General features: G+C 62.3%; 2 protein-coding genes. Both read right to left on the bottom strand.

Going from position 1 to position 1,657, the window contains the following annotated elements:
* On the bottom strand, positions 1 to 333 hold a 333-nt coding region (locus tag EOA85_RS34800; protein WP_164760111.1), incomplete at its 3' end, for a UbiA family prenyltransferase.
* 75 nt (positions 334 to 408) lie between these two features.
* Positions 409 to 1,657: cytochrome c oxidase subunit 1 (locus EOA85_RS34795; RefSeq protein WP_164760110.1), on the bottom strand; the 1,249-nt coding region annotated here is incomplete at its 5' end.

The raw sequence follows: 1,657 nt of genomic DNA, 5'->3' as shown, positions 1-1,657 counted from the left end.
CGACAGCACCAGGCCGAAACTCAACGCCTCGCCCGGCCGGATGCGGCCGGCCGGCACAGGACGGCCGGCGGTCCTGGTCATCACCGCATCGATATCGGCGTCATACCACATGTTGAGCGCGCCGGACGCGCCAGCACCAATGGCAATAGCCAGGATGGCGATCACCGCCAGAAGCGGGTTGATGGTCACGGGGGCCGCGACCAAACCGACAAAGGCGGTGAACACCACCAGCGACATGACACGCGGCTTCAACAGGGCGAAGAAATCGCCCGCCGTTGCTTCCGACATGCGAAAGCCCGGTTCGTCAGTCAATGTGTCGTCGACAAGGGCCATGCGTACTTAGTCCATCATTCCGTTGGCCAAAACCGCCGGGCGGACCGGCGGTTCCGTATTCGCCCAGGCAGCCGCCTATTTGATCTTCGGCAGTTGTTCCCACTGGTGGAAGGGCGGCGGCGAAGGCAGCTGCCATTCGAGCGTCGTTGCACCCTCGCCCCATGGATTGGCGCCAGCTACCCGCTTCTTCTGGACCGCCTCGAACACGCCGTAGAGGAAGATGACCACGCCGACGGCGGAAATATACGAGCCGTAGGACGACACCATGTTCCAGCCGGCAAACGCATCCGGATAGTCGATATAGCGGCGCGGCATGCCGGACAGGCCGAGGAAATGCTGCGGGAAGAAGACGAGGTTGACGCCGACGAAGGTGATCCAGAAGTGGGTGTTGGCGATGACAGGCGAATACATGTAGCCGGTCATCTTCGGGAACCAGTAGTACCAGCCGGCGAAGATGGCAAAGACCGCGCCCAGCGACAGCACATAATGGAAATGCGCGACCACGTAGTAGGTGTCATGCAGCGGGCGGTCGAGACCGGCATTGGCAAGCTGGACGCCGGTAACGCCGCCGACAGTGAACAGGAAGATGAAGCCAATCGCCCATAGCATCGGGGTTTTGAGCGAAATCGACCCGCCCCACATGGTGGCGATCCACGAGAATATCTTCACCCCCGTCGGCACCGCGATAACCATGGTGGCGAAGACGAAATAGCGCTGCGTGTCGAGCGACAGGCCGGTCGTGTACATGTGATGCGCCCAGACGATGAAGCCGACCGCACCGATTGCGACCATGGCATAGGCCATGCCGAGATAGCCGAAGATGGGCTTCTTCGAGAAAGTCGAGACGATGTGGCTGACGATGCCGAAGCCCGGCAGGATCAGGATGTAGACTTCCGGATGCCCGAAGAACCAGAACAGGTGCTGGAACAGGATCGGGTCGCCGCCGCCATCCGGCGCGAAGAAGGTGGTGCCGAAGTTGCGATCGGTCAAAAGCATGGTGATGCCGCCGGCCAGAACCGGAAGCGACAACAGCAGCAGGAAAGCGGTGATCAGCACCGACCAGGCGAACAGCGGCATCTTGTGCAGCGTCATGCCAGGCGCGCGCATGTTGAAAATGGTGGTGATGAAATTGATGGCGCCGAGGATCGACGACGCGCCGGCGATGTGCAGCGACAGGATCGCAAGGTCCATCGCCGGTCCCGGCTGGCCCGACGTCGATAGCGGCGGATAGATCGTCCAGCCGCCGCCGACGCCGTAGGCGCCAGGCGCGCCCGGCACGAAGGCCGCGATGATCAGCAGGCTGAAAGCCCGTGGCAGCAGCCAG

The organism is Mesorhizobium sp. M5C.F.Ca.IN.020.29.1.1, assembly GCF_003997375.1.
Classification (GTDB): domain Bacteria; phylum Pseudomonadota; class Alphaproteobacteria; order Rhizobiales; family Rhizobiaceae; genus Mesorhizobium; species Mesorhizobium wenxiniae.
Note: the sequence above shows the minus strand (reverse complement) of the source record. Positions and strands in the feature narration are given on the sequence as shown.